This is a genomic window from Limnobaculum parvum (genome assembly GCF_003096015.2).
Classification (GTDB): Bacteria; Pseudomonadota; Gammaproteobacteria; order Enterobacterales; family Enterobacteriaceae; genus Limnobaculum; species Limnobaculum parvum.
In genome coordinates this window covers 2,963,961-2,979,397 of the sequence record NZ_CP029185.2, presented here as the reverse complement: position 1 = coordinate 2,979,397, position 15,437 = coordinate 2,963,961, and the positions used below count along the sequence as shown (strand labels likewise).

The 15,437-nt window shown below is 44.2% G+C and carries 11 protein-coding genes; 7 read left to right on the top strand and 4 right to left on the bottom strand.

Annotated features, from left to right (window positions below; all coding sequences use genetic code 11):
- The first annotated feature begins 217 nt into the window (after positions 1–217).
- Entirely contained in the window at positions 218–2,992 is a 2,775-nt protein-coding gene (locus HYN51_RS12505; RefSeq protein WP_108900332.1) for an autotransporter outer membrane beta-barrel domain-containing protein, read from the top strand.
- Between the two features lie 100 nt (positions 2,993–3,092).
- On the opposite strand, the gene HYN51_RS12500 is transcribed toward HYN51_RS12505, so the two are convergent.
- Entirely contained in the window at positions 3,093–3,653 is a 561-nt protein-coding gene (locus HYN51_RS12500; protein ID WP_108900331.1) for an SH3 domain-containing protein, read from the bottom strand.
- 722 nt (positions 3,654–4,375) lie between these two features.
- On the opposite strand from HYN51_RS12500, the gene HYN51_RS12495 reads away from it, so the two are divergent.
- On the top strand, positions 4,376–5,641 hold the full coding sequence (locus HYN51_RS12495) for a cytochrome P450 (RefSeq protein ID WP_108900330.1): 1,266 nt from the start codon (positions 4,376–4,378) through the stop codon (positions 5,639–5,641).
- Between the two features lie 96 nt (positions 5,642–5,737).
- On the opposite strand, the gene HYN51_RS12490 is transcribed toward HYN51_RS12495, so the two are convergent.
- Positions 5,738–6,976, bottom strand: a complete 1,239-nt coding sequence (locus HYN51_RS12490; protein WP_108900329.1) for a TerD family protein — start codon at positions 6,974–6,976, stop codon at positions 5,738–5,740.
- A gap of 371 nt (positions 6,977–7,347) precedes the next feature.
- On the opposite strand from HYN51_RS12490, the gene HYN51_RS12480 reads away from it, so the two are divergent.
- A complete protein-coding gene (locus tag HYN51_RS12480; protein ID WP_108900327.1) occupies positions 7,348–7,686 on the top strand; it encodes a hypothetical protein in 339 nt (112 codons plus the stop codon).
- A 2-nt stretch (positions 7,687–7,688) separates the two neighbouring features.
- Here HYN51_RS12480 and HYN51_RS12475 read toward each other — a convergent pair whose 3' ends face one another.
- Positions 7,689–8,612, bottom strand: a complete 924-nt coding sequence (locus tag HYN51_RS12475; RefSeq protein WP_108900326.1) for a LysR substrate-binding domain-containing protein — start codon at positions 8,610–8,612, stop codon at positions 7,689–7,691.
- 472 nt (positions 8,613–9,084) lie between these two features.
- Between HYN51_RS12475 and HYN51_RS12470 the strand changes: the two genes are divergently transcribed.
- From HYN51_RS12470 to HYN51_RS12460, 3 genes are all read left to right on the top strand, one after another.
- The gene (locus tag HYN51_RS12470; protein WP_108900325.1) at positions 9,085–10,248 is read left to right on the top strand and encodes a M20 aminoacylase family protein; all 1,164 of its coding nucleotides are present in this window, start codon (positions 9,085–9,087) and stop codon (positions 10,246–10,248) included.
- Positions 10,248–11,591, top strand: coding sequence for an anaerobic C4-dicarboxylate transporter family protein (locus tag HYN51_RS12465; RefSeq protein ID WP_108900324.1), 1,344 nt, complete (start codon positions 10,248–10,250; stop codon positions 11,589–11,591). The genes HYN51_RS12470 and HYN51_RS12465 overlap by 1 nt, the downstream gene beginning before the upstream one ends.
- Positions 11,592–11,807: 216 nt before the next feature.
- Complete coding sequence (locus tag HYN51_RS12460; RefSeq protein ID WP_108900323.1) at positions 11,808–13,355, top strand: amidase; 1,548 nt, start codon at positions 11,808–11,810, stop codon at positions 13,353–13,355.
- 177 nt (positions 13,356–13,532) lie between these two features.
- Here the strand turns inward: HYN51_RS12460 and HYN51_RS12455 are convergent, their stop codons facing one another.
- Complete coding sequence (locus HYN51_RS12455; protein WP_108900322.1) at positions 13,533–14,357, bottom strand: hypothetical protein; 825 nt, start codon at positions 14,355–14,357, stop codon at positions 13,533–13,535.
- A 450-nt stretch (positions 14,358–14,807) separates the two neighbouring features.
- Here HYN51_RS12455 and HYN51_RS12450 point away from each other — a divergent pair, with 450 nt between their 5' ends.
- Complete coding sequence (locus HYN51_RS12450) at positions 14,808–15,398, top strand: hypothetical protein (protein WP_108900321.1); 591 nt, start codon at positions 14,808–14,810, stop codon at positions 15,396–15,398.
- Positions 15,399–15,437 lie beyond the last annotated feature (39 nt).

Below are 15,437 nucleotides of genomic sequence, written 5' to 3'. Positions count from 1 at the left end.
TTTATAAATATGAATTAAATTTTAAATTTGAACATTTACAATACTAAAAAAGATTATTAAACAATGAGTTAATGTTTTAATTGATTGGGTTAAATAGAATATGAATTTGTTGCTATTTTAAATTATTGTATTTTAATTATAATGCGCTCGTGCAATGTGGTATTAGCTAAATATAAATAAGTTTCCTTGTTTTTTTCATTTTTTTACAGGAGTAAAAATGAAATTTAGAAGAAATGCTATCACCGAATCTATCCTTTCTGTTGGTTTCCTTTTACCTTTTATGAGTTTTTCCGTATTGGCTGATGCCAATGTGCCTTGTGGCAATGGTGCAACGATTACTAATACAACGGTGTTTGGTGGCGCTTATGCGGTATCCAATAACTGTGGCAATAATGTAACGATTACTACGTCAGGGAGTAAGACCATATTTGGTACGGGAAGTGAAACCAATAATACCAATGGTATCTATTTCGCCATGAATGGTCCTCACCCGGCTTTTATTTTTGGCACTGATTTATCGGTTACTACATCAGGCAGCTCGGTTGACGCGATTCGCACGAATGGAACAGCTTCCACCAATGGTGTTTATACGGTTATTGCGGGCGATCGCGCCATCATCACGGCAAAAGGCAGTAACAGTAACGGTATTAACGTTGCCCAAAGCCCTGCCGCAGGCGCTGGTTATGGCCGGGTTTATCTCGGTAAGGAGAGCAATGTCACAGTAAAAAATGGCGTTGCTGTTCGTGTTAATTTAACCTCTCAGGCACCTTTCTATAATTTGGCCTATGTTGGTGATAAGTCAAATATAGAGGCGGGTGGTACGGGTGGTAATAGCTCGAATGCTATTGGTTATGCTGTGTATGCAGGTAACCGTGATAGCGTATCAACCAACGGTACGGCAAAAGGAACCAATGCTGTCGCTATTATTGGTTCAGGAAGCACCATCAAAACAACCGGTAATAACGCCTATGCGGTTTATGCCAATAAAGGCGGTGTGATTCAGCTACAGGGTACTACTGGAGCAACAACGGTTTCTACCACCGGTACGGGTGCTGATGCGCTGCGCGCCGAGAAGAAATTAACGTCAGACAATAATTTTAATGCGTTAGGTGGAAGAATTGAACTGACAGGGGATATCACTATTGCCCCGGAACAAGCGGATACCGCCTATGTGATGCATACGCTGGGTGATGGTTCCGTTATTACCTCCGCTCAAACTAACTACTATACCGGTACTGATGACAAACTTTATGATGGTGCAGGAACAGTAGTTAACGAGGCGGCTAAAGTCACCTCTTTGACCTCGGGTATCTATCATCTTGATGGCAAGTTGTATGCGGAATCGGGTCTTATCGATCTCAGCATGAAAGACGATAGTCAATTTACTGGTACCGCAGCGGTCAGTCAGTACACCTATAAAGATGCCAGCAATGCTAACGTTACGGATAATCTTGGCGTTATTAATTTAAATATTGATGGTGCAAATAGCATCTGGAACATGACTGGTGATTCTGAAGTCACTAATCTGACCTTAACCAATTCTAGACTGAAATATAGTGAACCCGCAGCCGGAGGCACTTTTACGCCGAAAATCCTAACCGTTGACAATAACTTTAACGGTAATGGCGGCACACTGATCCTGAACACCGTATTAGGGGATGATAGCTCCGATACGGATAAGATGGTGGTGAAAGGCGATACCTCAGGTCAGACTGATGTACAGATTAATCATATTGGCGGCAATGGCGCACTAACCAATATTGGGATCGAAATTATTACCGTTGCGGGTAATTCAGCCGGAACTTTCAGCAACAGTAAGCGTATTTTTGCAGGCCCTTATAACTATTTTGTTCGTCCAGGTAGCTCAATTACCGGTGCTAATCCTAAAAACTGGTATTTGATTTCGACGATAGAGCCTGAACCAACTCCGGATCCCGATCCTACGCCGGATCCGATTCCGACTCCAGGTCCAACACCTGATCCAACACCCGATCCAACGCCGAATATTGAACCTGTGGTCGTTACACCATTCTATCGTGAGGAATTTGGTAGCTACATTGCTAACCTAGCGGCAGCTAATACCATGTTTATCACACGGTTACACGATCGCTTAGGTGAGACGCAATATATTGATGCGTTAACCGGTGAGAAGAAAGTCACCAGTATGTGGATGCGTCATGTTGGTGGATACAACAGTTTCCATGATGGTAGCGGTCAGTTAAAAACCACGGGTAGCCGCTACGTGATGCAAATGGGCGGCGATTTAGCTCAGTGGAGCAACGATGGTTTAGATCGTTGGCTGCTGGGGGTAATGGCCGGTTATGCGAATAATCATAGCCACACCGATTCGAACTTTTATTCATCTAAAGGAAGCGTTGATGGTTACAGTGCCGGACTTTATGGTACTTGGTATGCCAATAACGAAGACAAAACGGGTACTTATGTTGATACTTGGGTACTGTATAACTGGTTCGATAACGAAGTCAGCGGCAATAATGCCAAGACTGAAAACTATAAATCTCGCGGTGTGACGGCTTCAATAGAAAGTGGTTATAGCTTTAAGCTGGGGCAAAGCGAAAATGCCAGTTATTGGTTACAGCCTAAAGCACAAATCGTTTGGATGGGCGTTAGCGCGAATGACCGAACCGACAGTACTGGCACCCGGATAAAAGATGATACGGATAGTAACCTGATGACCCGTTTAGGTATTCGTACTTATGCCAACGGCCACAGCCATGTGGACGATGGTAAAAACCGCGAGTTTGAACCTTTCCTGGAACTGAACTGGTTACATAACACCGATAACTATGCAGTGAATATCGGTGGTTTATCTGACTCTCAGAAAGGTGCAAAAGACCTGGCTGAAGTGAAATTGGGTGTGGAAGGTAAGTGGAATAACAACATCACTTCTTGGATTAACGTAGGTCAGCAGTTTGGCAGTGATACCTATCGTGATACTCAGGGAATGGTGGGTATGAAATATAGCTTCTAAATAGTGGGTATTTAAAACGTGGTTTGCGGTAATGAAAGGTTATCGCAAAACCGAATAAAAACAGCGTGCTTTAGTGGCACGCTGTTTTTTTTAATGCAGATTAAACGCCATATCGTTTATTTCCACCGGAAGTAATGCAATACCGCCCACCGCGAGGCCCAATACAAATACGCCCTGAAGAACATGAACATCCACTGTTTGAATAGTTGATAGAACGTGCAGCCGGCTGTGGCTTTGGCTGAGAACGCAGAGTGACGGGTGTGATGACCGCTTGTGGATGACTGATATAGCAATTAGCGGTATTACACAGTAAAGCCGAAGAGACCCACCCGGCTGGCTCATTATCAGGTGTAACCCTTGACCAGCTATCTTTTTGTTCATGGACTGATACTTTCTGCCCTTGTTTAAGTGAAGCAATAACTTTTCCATTGGGTGAAATGCGTACGTTAAGCTTTTCGGCTTTTACATATTGGGTTATTGCCAGCGTTTGAGGTGATGATGGGGTGATTTGATGGGGCGATAAAGGCTGTGATAAAGCCGCTGTTGTAGTCTGTGATGACAATTTATCTGAAGAAGCTGGCTTTTCTGATTTGAAGAAGAATCCGATAACAGCGATGACGATGATGGTAATCATCATATTGCTATGTTTAGCTCTGGCCATAATTATCTTCCCTGTGTGAAAAAGTATGTTATGGCATAAGGTGTTGATAATAACTAGCTGTCAGATTTGCTAGATCTCTCGCAATAAAGGGAAAATGGCCGTCGCTTCAATCGATTGCATAATCTGACTGTTCGACTGTGACATGCTAGCCAAATCAGACTAAAGCTGGTGAATGTTTCAATTTCGGTATAAGCATAAACAAACGGCAATGAGCCTATTGATAAAAAATTATTTTTTCCTGATTTAATGAGTTATTTTATGATGCGAACGTTAATATATTGAACCTATATCATGAATTATTGATTAAATACCACGGCTGATTAACAGAAAATATATAGTAAATGGCATAATTTAAGTATTAGGAAAATATACCTTATAACGAAATCATTTATTTATTAATTGACATTTTTATTTATATAATATCATTTGTTTATTTCATATCTTTATGTTTTTTAATTATATTTTATCTTCTATTTTAATTAATGCTGATTTATAACCACGGTTTGATATGGTGTGGGGTATCTGACTATCCTCAAGGCTATGAGTGTTAATTTCGCTGAGAGGGTACTATCTGAACTTTATTTGATCTGCTATAACTAAAATATGTCGGAGTTATGGTGTGATTGGTATACAAACAGATTATGAGATCTCCTTTTAAACAATATAAATGGAGATAGTCGATATTATTAATCCTATTTTAATTATTGTTATAAAAAAGAGGCATGATGCATCACTTAAGTACGGATATTTGTCATTATTTATACTCGTTAGCGGATGAACAGAATGGCGAGAACGTTTCGCTTGAGCTCAATGGTGTGCCCACATTGATCATCCAGAATAGGGAAGATGCTGAGTATGTTTTACGCCGTAACTATGATAACTATGAAAAGAACATGACCTGGTTTAAACAGGCCTTGGGCTCATCGCGTTTTTTTGAAAATGGTCAGGTCTGGAAACGACATAAAAACTTAACCCAACCGTTTTTAAATTGTTTTGACGACCACCAAACGGTCGAACTCTCCATCCGTCATGCACAATGGGGAGTGGCACAGTTTATTGAAGCCAGCAGCGCGGGTCAGGCTACGCTTGATGACAGCGTGTTCCGTAAGATGGCTATGGCCGTATTTATTGAGAATTTCTTTCCGATTTCGCTGGAAGAGTCAGGCATCAATATTGAGAATATTGCGGAACTGATGGAGTTCAGCTCCGAATTCTCTTTTATACCGGCGGGTTCGCTGAATATCCAACATCGAAGAAGACTGGTTAAGCTACGGGCATTACGTCGGCAGGTTAATGCGGACCTGAAAATATTTAGGGATCCTGAGCGTAGAAACGCGCTATTGGAACGTATCCTTAGTGTGGAATCAGAACCGGACAGTCAGGTGGTATTGGAAGAGGAACTGATGGCATTTTTAGCGGCTGGCTCAGAATCGACGGCGGCAACCATGAGTTGGGTTTGCTATTTGCTGGCAAGCCACCCTGAGCAGCAAGAAATGCTTTATCAGGAAGTGATAAATCATCCTCATCCGATTTGCGGAGAAGATCTTAGTCAAATGCCAAGGCTAATGACCTTTATTTCCGAGGCGTTACGCCTGTATCCACCAATACCTATCATTATTCGTCAGTCGCTAGGCAACGATAAGATTGGTAACGACATCATTAGTGAACGGCAAAATATCATCATTTCGTTTATTGGTATTATGCGTAACCAAAATGTATATCAGAATCCGGGTGAGCTTAATCTTCGAGATGACACTTATTCTCCCCTGAATGATAAAGAGAGCGGCATTGGTATCTCTTTTAGCCACGGGCAGCGCGTATGCGGCGGTAAACAGTTTGCTTTAGTGGAATTGGCCGGATTTGTTCATACTTTCCTGAAGCAGGCTTCATTTGCCCTTACCTCTGATTTACCGCCTCGTTTTTACTGGAAGTCGCAGATGGTAAATCAGGGCGGGCAACCGGTTAGCGTTACACCACGCTCGGTTTAATGAAACGGTAGCACGCCATCACCAATTACCCCGTGGAGTTTGACCTCTACGGGGTTTTTTCTTGTGTCTTCTATACCGTCATTTCACTGAAATCGGTTATATGTAGCGTTTACTACCACTACGGGAAATTTTTTTTCCTTTAAACACATAAGGGCCATCCATCGTTAGCGAGATCTCATCACCTGTACGGGTAAGCCATGGTGTGGATTCGCTGCCCGCTTTGGAGGTTATACCAGAAGGTCTCAGAGTAATATTATCCTGATCAATTTCAATAATACCAATCACATAGGTATAAACCATGCTATTGAAGAAACCTTTCTTAAATTCAAAGGCACAGTCAACGATTTGATCGCCGTATTCCATACGCATGGTGGGTTTGAGCGAGGCAATGGCGACAATACCATTGCTTATGGCTGAATACACGCTGCAAACTAGGGCAACTTTTCCACCCATTAAGCGAGAGATTGCCGGGTTAATTTCAACGGTCTCACAGCCTGGAGCAGAAACACTTGCGGTTACCACATCGCCGGTATGAAACACAAAAGGATCGGCATTAAACGCACCGCTCTTGTCGGGAGCCTGAATAATAGACATCTGACCATCAGGACGGAGAATACCCACTCTGAGATCCAAATCGTCGTTATCTATGCCATCACCATTATCAATCCAGGTTGCGCTAACTCGGATACTTTTGGGAGCCGAATCCCCTTTAAGCAGCGAAATTTTATGACTGCTGTCTGGCTTCGTTAGGGTGACCAAGGTTTTTTTCATATTTACCGGAGCGGGCGCTGCGGCAGCCACTGGTGCAGATTCTTCTACTTCGATACCGTAAAGATTGCACAATCCCGCAAGCCCGGATGCAAACCCCTGCCATACGGCTCGGGCCTTGTTCTGGTCATTCCGTACATACAGTTCCAGCACAATAATACCGGTTTCTTGCGAGAACACTCCGGGAGTTAATTCCAGCGTATTGCCAGCCGTTAACACCTGAGCTCGTAAATCATTGACGGTGGAGAAGCCGCCAGCACTACCATCCTGCGTCAGCGTAATGGCAATTTTGGTGATATTTGCCGGAAGGCGTGAAAGATCAAAATCAATGCTGTGACTTACGGTAGAGCCTTGGGTCACGGGTGGGATGAACGAGGCTGCGCCGGAAGCATGATGCGGAGCATTGAAGAAAACCATGTCATTATCATTAATGGTTTTTCCAGAATCAGTGACTAAAAAAGCAGTCAGATTAATATCAAGATTGGTACCAACAGAATGGGATACTCGTACTTGCCCTTTGGCCTGAGAAAGTGAGGTATTCTCACCGGGTTTTAACGATTGAAGCATTAAACCTCTCCTTAAATAGTATTCCTTTTGAAGGACGTCAGTAACATTGATGCGAGCGCCTGAGAAAGCACATTACCATACTATTGGGTTAGGTTTAATGGCTCCCTGCAACTTGCATGAACAAGAAAGGAGACATTAAATTGACGAGTAATCAGTATGTCAGGGGCCTGCATACGGATCGGCGAAACTGAAAAGGAGTAATAGAGTGGTAGTCATGTTGTAACCGTTCATACAAGCAAGATGAGAGAACGTCACTAAGATAAACGGGTTTAGGTAAATGTCTCTATCTTGTTGGTCTTTAGTTGAGTCATAATAGTGTATCTTACGGGCTTGGCTACTTTCTGGCTTATCTATTTCAAATTCACCATGCAATGAATACAAATCCATTTATCGCCCGTTGGGGCCGATCCGGTAATCTATTGTGTCACGGCGAGTGGCACATCACGTATTTTGACCGACCCTTTATTCTGCCGGAAAACCGAAGGGATAAAGACATGGGAACCTACGGCATCTATTACATTATCGACCCGGAAAACGATATGTTTGCCGAGGGGCGGGATGAGGATGACTGGATCCTAGAAAATATCGACTGGCTGGCAGACTGTTTAGTGGATAACGGCCTACCTATTGATGAAACGCATATTCGCTTTTTCTATCAGGCGGTTAACCCACAGGACTGGCGCTGTGGTAGCTGTGCCGGATGCATGTAAATTTACTGGCGCACTGAGGCTCTTTTTCTGGTTCTGGCATTGCATTCCAACCTGAAAAAATGGATAAGCTTTTGTGCCAGCGGCAGCAGCGGGCTGCTTTTTCGGCAAACAATATAGTAAGTTGCAGGTGGGAGACTCAAATCAATATTAAGGGGCACAATGCCGTGATCGTTCCTGTCGGATTGGTTGAGATCGTGAGAAAGAATACTGAAACAGTCGGTTTTTTTCAGTAACTCAACCGCACCGGAAACGTTGTTAATATAGAATGAAACTTCCGGATTCAGCCCATTCTCTGTCAGCATATCCAGCACTTTCTGGTGATACCCTGAACGCGTGATCGGTAGGATCCAACTTTGATCTTTGAGTTCATTAAGGGAAGCCACGCCGGCCAGCGGGTGATCCTGTCGGACAAAGATAGCGTAATCGAGGGTAAACAGCGCTTCAAAATCAAACTCGCCGTTATGCATTTCTGGATTGGCGGTATTGATGCAAAAATCCAGCTCCCCATTTCTTAGGCTATTCAGCAGTGCATCTACCTGTTCTTCGTAGATGTACATCTTGGCTTCGGGATAGTCTTTTCTAAACCAGGCTGCGACCTCAGGCAAAATGCTCAGGGCGACGCTGCCACCCATGCCGATGCTAACCGAGCCGTTAAACTTTTCTAGCTGCTGCCGAATGCCGTCTTGCGCCAGCTCCAGCTCTTTCAGGATAAGTTTGGCATGATTGAGGAAGTATTCGCCGTATACCGTCAGTGTGATGCCGTTAGAATTGCGTTCAATCAGCGACACGCCCATTTGATTTTCAAGATCTTTAATGTTTCGGGTCAGTGCAGGTTGAGATATTCCCATTGAGCGGCTGGCGGATCGAATACTGCCTCGTTCGGCCACTTCTTTGAATGCCTTAAGGTGATTCATTTTCACTGACATGAGACATTTCCCTTTATTGATTCCCGCCTAATATAGGTCTTTTTATCCGTATTGGAAACACACCAAAATAGCTTCAGAAAGTAAAATATCAGTAATGTTAAGGGTAATAGTGTCGTTTCCCGAATAAATAAAATAAGGCGATAACATATTAGTATCAAGATCGTTACTTTATTCAGTATGCATATCACATAAATGATTATTTAAAACTGAAGAATTGTGAGTTATCTCACATAGGGTTATTTGTTTTTTAATTAAATTTTATATTTAAATCAATTTGATATATTCATTTCTTGGCGTTTAAAACCCAATATATTTTTCTGCACCCTATACCTAAAAGTTATCTCCAAAAAGAAAAAATCATCTTATATGGGAGGTAAACAAAAAATAGAATTGGCTTCCAGTACAAACAGAAAAATAAATATTCACTGCTATTGGAAATAACACATCCTATTTTTTGAACAAGGGGAAGTCTATGTATCAGGAATTGAAAGACTGGTTTGATGATTTAAAAAGAATTCGTCATGACCTGCATTCTCATCCGGAAATCGGTTTTGATACCCAACGTACCAGCGATATTGTTGCTGATTATTTAACTCAATGGGGCTATGAGGTTCATCGAGGGATCGGTAAAACCGGCGTTGTTGGTCAACTGAAATGCGGTTTAGGCAGCAAAACGATCGGGTTACGTGCGGACATGGATGCGCTTCCTATGCAGGAAGCGACCGGACTGCCTTACTCAAGTACTATTTCTGGTGCCAGCCACTCCTGCGGTCATGATGGCAATACCACCATGCTGCTGGCAGGCGCTCGCTTATTGGCAGAACGTAAAAATTTTAGCGGTACGCTGAATGTGATTTTTCAACCGGCAGAAGAGGGACAGGGCGGTGCTCCGGCCATGATCAACGACGGTCTCTTTGAGCGTTTCCCATGTGATTATGTTTTTGCTCTGCACAGCATGCCAAATGCAGAAAATAATAAATTGTTCTACGTACAGCCCGGCGCCATGCTTTCTTCGTCCGATCGCGTCACCATCAATATTAAAGGACGTGGCGGCCACGGTGCGGAACCTCAAAATACGATTGACCCGGTAGTGGTGGGTTCCAACGTGGTTCTGGCTCTTCAGAGTATCGTTTCCCGTAATACCGCACCGAAAGACCGCGCGGTGGTTACCGTGGCTTCGTTTTTGGCGGGTCGGGAAGGTTCCTACAACATTATTCCTGAAACCGCTCAAATGTTACTTAGCGTTCGCAGCATGGACAATGCGGTCAGAAATATGATGCTTGAAAACATTGAACGTATCGCAACGCATGTTTGTAGCGGTATGGGAGCCAAAGCGGAGGTAGTCGTTCAGTCTATTGCACCGGCGGTGGTTAACGATGCCTTTGCCGCTAATCTGGCTCGTGAAGTGGCTATCAGCGTGCTGTCTGAAGAGGATTGCCCTAAATCCTTCCAGCCCTATATGAACAGTGAAGATTTTGCCTACATGCTGGAAGCGTGTCCGGGTGCTTATGCACTGCTGAATAATGGCAACACGCCAAACTGCCATCAGCCGGATTATGACTTTAACGATGATCTGATCTTACGCGGCGGTGCTTATTGGACGGCGCTGACAGAACGTTATTTGAGGGAAGAATAATGCTAATGCTGATATTGGAAGTTCTGGTCATGGCCGTGCTGGTGATCTACGGCCTTAAGATTGGCGGGGCGCTTGGGGTGGGGATACTCTCCATACTGGGCCTGTTTATCATGATATTTGTCTTTCAGGTACCGATTGGCAAAGCGCCTGTGGTACCGGTAATGATTATTCTGGCTATCGGTATCGCCGGTGGTTTATTAGAAGCCAGTGGCGGTCTAGATTATCTGGTGCACCATGCCGGTAAACTGATTGAGAAAAAACCTTCGGCAATTACCTTTGTCTCTCCACTGATTATCTTCGGTTTTGTTTTTGGTATCGGTACGGCAAACATAACGCTCTCTCTGGAGCCGATTATTGCGCGTACTGCCCTGCGAGCGGGCATTCGGCCCGAGCGTCCTCTGGTGGCTTGTGTGACGACGGCCAATATGGCGTTGGTTTGTTCTCCTGCCGCTTCATCAGCGATTGTGGCATTTGGTTTTTTGAACGGCTATGCCGGTTATACCTTCGGTCAGTATTTGATGATTGTGCTGCCCGCGGCGCTGATTTCAACGCTGGCGTTAAGCGTATTTATGTCCTTCCGCGGTAAGCCACTGGATAAAGATCCTGAATATCAGAAGCGTCTGGCTGAGGGGCTGATCCCACTTGATACGATTCATAATGAATCGGCCGAGGTCGTAGAACCGGTATTCACCCGTCAGCAAAAGCTGTCTGTGCTGGCGTTTCTGGTTAGCGTTGCGCTGATTCTGATATTTGGTACCAATGAATCTTTGCTGCATATGCTCACTACTCCAAACGTGGTTAACGGCAAAGACGTATTTATGCCCGCCACTTCGACGGTGCAGATTTTTATGTTCTTGGCTGCCGCCGCGATTATTTTCCTGACCAAAATGTCACCCGCGGTTATTTACAAGACTAAAATCTTTACCGCTGCGGTTGGTGCAGCCATTGCGGTGCTTGGGCCGGGGTGGTTAGGGGCGACGATCTTCCAGTCGCCCGAAAACGCGATTGTGCTTGAGCAGAGCGTGGGTAGCCTGATTTCTATTGCCCCGTGGTTTATTGTGATTATCTGTGGGGTCGTAGCAACTTTCGTGATGTCTCAAACGGCGATTATATCCATCATCTATCCATTGGCGCTTGGGCTGGGCGTTCCTCCGGGCTTTATGGCGGCAATGATTCAGGCGGTTAACGTTAACTACTTTATTCCAGCTCAGCCCACGTTGCTGTTTGCGGAAGAAATTGATCCAACCGGATCAACACATAAATACCGATTCTGGCTACCGGGTGTGCTCTCGATGTTGGTTTCCGTTTTGGTGGGAATGTTGATGTGGGAAATGGTGTTGTAATGGAAGCCTGTGAGTGGTGCTGACAGTTTTGTAGGGCGCTATTTCAGTTCCTATTTCAATTCAATCTTTATTTCAGTGAGTATCCCGGCCGTAAATACAATGTGTGTATATCGATATTGTATTCGGCCGGTAGGGCGATGTTCTCCATTCTCGGATGTTGTCAGCCCACTTTACTGATATCACGGATTTTTACCGCCTATTTGAGTGGATAATAAAATGAATAAATTCTCGCTAACAATGATTGGCGCGGCTGCGATGACGCTTTTTTCAGCCAACGCGGCGGCATTCAACTGGTCTGAAGCCACGATTGAACAGCTACAACAAGCGTTAAATAGTCAACAAATCACCTGTGAAGCAGTGGTGCAGGGCTATTTGGATCGTATTCATGCCTTTGATAAAAATGGCCCCAAAATTAACAGTATTATCACTGTTAATTCCGAGGCGCTTGCTTTGGCTCGACAGAAGGACAAGCAGGCAGATAAGCATCAGCCGCTGTTTTGTGTTCCGGTGGTGGTAAAAGATAATATCAATACCAAAGATATGCCTACCTCGCTGGGATCTTCTGCATTGAAAAATAGCCAGCCTCCGGCTAATGCTGCGGTAGTCGATAACCTGATTAATCAGGGGGCAATTATTCTAGGCAAAGCCAATCTGGATGAGTTTGCTATTGCCATGCTTGGCCTCTCTTCTGCCGGTGGGCAAACGCGCAATCCTTATATTCTGACCAACGGTCCCGGTGGGTCTTCCGGTGGAACGGGGTCTGCGGTATCAGCCAGCCTTGCGATGGTCGGATTGGGAACCGATACCGGCGGTTCGATTCGCATTCCTGCGGCGGTTGCGGGGCTGACCGGCATTCGACCCAGCCGCGCACTGGCTGATCTGAACGGCGTTGCACCACTGTCCAAAACTCAGGACACGGTGGGGCCTATGTGCCGTAAAGTAGCGGACTGTGCTCAGGTTTTACAATTTACTGAAGCTTGGTCTACGCCAGAACGTAAACAGCAAATCAGAGATGCTTCAGTAAAAGATGGTCTGAAAGGCGCTAGAATTGCGCTAATCTCCGGCATGCTTCCTGAGCGAACAGAGAAAAATCGGGCGTATTATCAGGTGATTGATAACGCGTTAGATGCAATGCGTAAGGCTGGCGCGACGATTGATATTGTTGCGCTACCGGAGCAGGAGCAAATTCTCAAGGGTTTTAAAAGCCTGGCCGGTTATGAAATCAAGCAGGGGCTGACTGAATATTTGACCGAGTGGCCCTCTGATAAAGATGGTCATGTGAGAAGCTATGACGCGTTGCTGGCAAGCAAAGGCTATGCGCCAACGACTGAAGAATGGTTAACGCTTTATACTGGGTTGAGCGACAAACGTAATGACGACCCGGTGTATAAGAAAAACATTCAGGGGCGTGATGGCTTTATTCGTGTGCAACTGAACCGCGTGATGAACGGAAAGGTGCGTTACGACGCGATACTCTATCCGACCATTACCGAACTGAATATGCCGATTGGTAAGAACACCGAAGGACGTAAAAACGTGAGTTTGAGTGCGTTCTCTGGACTGCCTGCCATCTCATTTATGGCCGGTATGACAAAAGACTCGCAGCCTCAGCCTGTCGCGCTGGAGTTTTTAGGCCGGGAATTTGCAGAACCGGAACTGATTAGCCTAGTGTATGGCTATGAAGTTCATCATGCTGTTCGGGTGGCGCCAACGGTAACGCCTGAGTTGGTAGGAACACCAACTTCCGTGAGTAAGGTTGACTGATTCGGCGGCTGGATTAAAAAGGGTTCATGTTGATCATGGACCCTTTTGACATTTAGATTTTATGGATGGGTGGCGTTATAGCGTTCGTGAAACACAGATTCCATCTTTTTATGCAGGTTTTATATTCCATTCACCGACCACGTAGCAGCCAGTGAACAGAAACGGTGATTTGTGTGATTAATTACAAAACTGAATTTCACAGTTCTCGATAATGATTTTCTCGCCAGGTTTGATCTCTTTCTTTTCGCCGGTTTTGGTGTCATTTAAATAACACGTATTGTTTTCTAGGGTAATCAGAGAAACCTCTTTGCTCATGGCAATTCCTTTGGTTTTCAGCAAAATATCCATATCGGATGAATAACCGACGTGGATCGCATCTTTGCCAAGATTAAGCACATACTGATTAGTCTTCTTCGCCATACTGACCCCGTTTTCTTTCAACGGCTCAGAATAAACTGTCACATCAACCCAGCATTTACGGAACATGACTTCAGCACTTGCGACAACAATTCCGATAGCGGCACCGGTTACTGCTACCCCAGTCACAAAGCCCAAATTGATATACATTAATAGACAGCCAACCGCACCACCGATAGCACCGGCGACGATAGCCAGTTTTTTGCTCATATTAGGGATTTTCTTGGATACCAGAAATCCACAAACCGCCCCGCTGAGCGCCCAGCCAATAACGCGACCGACATCTCCAGATTGTGTTATTGCCATAAAGGCGTATACCGCCAAACCACCGAGCGTACCAAAAATAAAACCTTGAATTAGTACCGATACCAATCTTGATGTGACTGGAAGCGTTCGTGATTGATAATAGGATTGGCCAATAACAATAAATAATGAAATCAATGCGGCATCAAAACCGCCAGAGATGGTCCAACTTGCCAGCGCGTTGTTAATGTTGAGTGCTTCATATGCTAGCGCACTGAGAAGGCCAGCGATCCCTCCGGTGATACCAAAGACAATACTTTTCTTACCGTTAAAAACTGCCATAAAACATCCATTTTATTAAAAGGAGATATCCGATAAATTTCAACATACGGATTTGAAAGTCCGGATAGTACCGTGAATCCCGGTAATCAGTAAACCTGCTATATCCTCTTAATATTTCAGAAATGAATCAATTAATTGCAGATCGTTTTTCCAATCAGGATGATCAAATGACGAGCGATTTCCCCATTGATAAAAACCACGGTCTGGAACCAACCGCAGGTATATGAGATCTGTGAATAATGTCCAACTCTCAGAAAATTAGTAACCGGAAACGTATTTTCTGATATCCCACAGTCACAATTTAGACCATTTAGGAAGTGTATTAATAACTCCGTCAGTGACTGTTGCATTGAGATCGTTGAGTATAAATTGATAATCCTAAGCAGATAGATTGTTTAGCGTGAGTGAATTTTTATTACTTAACTGTGAATTAAATGGAGATAACGAATCATGACGTTACTGAGTAAATTGATTAAAACGACTGCTGCGGTTTCTTTTTTAGCCGCGACTATTTGCTCTGCTCAGGCTGATACCATTCCTCTATCTGGAAACGTACAAACAGAACTTCTTGCTGCTAAAGTTGTTTCAGTGGACCAGAGTAACCATGTCATTGTGTTAGCCGGTAAAGATGGTGAGAACATTAGCTTCCAACTGACCAATCGGGCAAAAGATCTGGAACATTTAAAAGCCGGTGACATGATTGAAGCAACGGTAGAACGTTCTATTGTTGCCGCGCTTGAAACGGATGTGAATAAATCCGCACCAACCATTCTGACTAAAGAAGAAATCAGTAGAGCAACCCAAGATAACCCTACGCCAAATGCAAATGCACTGCGTCAGGTGAATTTATCGCTGAAAATTACTCACATTGATATTAAGAAACATCAAATCACTTTTGAAGGTCCTAACGGCCGTAGCAAAGTGATTTCCGTTAAGGATCCTAAAATTCAGGCTGGTTTAAAAGATCTGAAGGTCGGTCAAAGTGTATTAGTCACTTATACCGATCTGGTGAAAATTACTGCTGACCACGATAAGAAATGATTTGGTATAGTCATCATTACTGTTAGCAATGAAGGAAAA

Excerpts from the sequence above, each read along its gene's own strand:
- HYN51_RS12455 (WP_108900322.1), bottom strand. The coding sequence starts at position 14,357 with ATGGCAGTTTTTAACGGTAAGAAAAGTATTGTCTTTGGTATCACCGGA.
- HYN51_RS12480 (WP_108900327.1), top strand. The coding sequence starts at position 7,348 with ATGAATACAAATCCATTTATCGCCCGTTGGGGCCGATCCGGTAATCTA.
- HYN51_RS12460 (WP_108900323.1), top strand. The coding sequence starts at position 11,808 with ATGAATAAATTCTCGCTAACAATGATTGGCGCGGCTGCGATGACGCTT.
- HYN51_RS12490 (WP_108900329.1), bottom strand. The coding sequence starts at position 6,976 with ATGCTTCAATCGTTAAAACCCGGTGAGAATACCTCACTTTCTCAGGCC.
- HYN51_RS12470 (WP_108900325.1), top strand. The coding sequence starts at position 9,085 with ATGTATCAGGAATTGAAAGACTGGTTTGATGATTTAAAAAGAATTCGT.
- HYN51_RS12505 (WP_108900332.1), top strand. The coding sequence starts at position 218 with ATGAAATTTAGAAGAAATGCTATCACCGAATCTATCCTTTCTGTTGGT.
- HYN51_RS12475 (WP_108900326.1), bottom strand. The coding sequence starts at position 8,612 with ATGTCAGTGAAAATGAATCACCTTAAGGCATTCAAAGAAGTGGCCGAA.
- HYN51_RS12465 (WP_108900324.1), top strand. The coding sequence starts at position 10,248 with ATGCTAATGCTGATATTGGAAGTTCTGGTCATGGCCGTGCTGGTGATC.
- HYN51_RS12495 (WP_108900330.1), top strand. The coding sequence starts at position 4,376 with ATGATGCATCACTTAAGTACGGATATTTGTCATTATTTATACTCGTTA.
- HYN51_RS12500 (WP_108900331.1), bottom strand. The coding sequence starts at position 3,653 with ATGGCCAGAGCTAAACATAGCAATATGATGATTACCATCATCGTCATC.
- HYN51_RS12450 (WP_108900321.1), top strand. The coding sequence starts at position 14,808 with ATGACGTTACTGAGTAAATTGATTAAAACGACTGCTGCGGTTTCTTTT.